This is a genomic window from Escherichia sp. KCJ4928 (assembly GCF_004352695.1).
In the GTDB taxonomy this organism is placed as follows: Bacteria; Pseudomonadota; Gammaproteobacteria; order Enterobacterales; family Enterobacteriaceae; genus ECMA0423.
Genome location: NZ_SJWV01000545.1, coordinates 1 through 620, shown reverse-complemented (window position 1 = coordinate 620; position 620 = coordinate 1). Strand labels below are relative to the sequence as shown.

Below are 620 nucleotides of genomic sequence, written 5' to 3'. Positions count from 1 at the left end.
CTCTCAGGAGATAATCAGATTATACCTGATAATGTTTCCTGGGGATTCCGGGGTGGATATTTAGATATAAACGGAAAAAACACAGAGTTCTCCCGCTTACAGGCTGTTGATTATGGGGCTGCAATTATTAACAGCAGCACAGACAAGTCATTATTGACTTTAAATCTGTCACCATTGAAAAAAGATGAAATAGCTGTAAGCGTGAAGGCGTTAGATATGAACGCCATCTTTCAGGGGGGACACGGGACAGCCGGAGATTTGTATAAAACAACTTTTTACGGTCCGACACAGTATTATCTGCTGAAAAAGCCCAAATTTGGCAGTGTGCTGATGGGGTCACTGAAAAACACCAGCGAATGGCAATTTGCAGGAGCAGACCTGAATCAGGCCGTTGATATGGCAAAGAATAATAAACTGACATCAAGTGCACAGGCTTCATATCTTTATCACGGTAAGCTCCTGGGGAATATGGATATTGTCATTCCGGAGCTTACAGGCAATGATATTTTAACGCTTGATGGCTCTGTCAGTATATCAGGAAATATGTCAAAACAGGACGGTGCTCTTATATTCCAGGGACACCCTGTTATTCATGCAGGGCAAACTGTTTCTGCATCGCA

At 42.7% G+C, this 620-nt stretch carries 1 protein-coding gene; it reads left to right on the top strand.

The genetic code is table 11. The annotated features are described in order from the left end of the window. On the top strand, positions 1-620 hold a 620-nt coding region (locus E0D98_RS25450; RefSeq protein WP_276320457.1), incomplete at both ends, for a S6 family peptidase.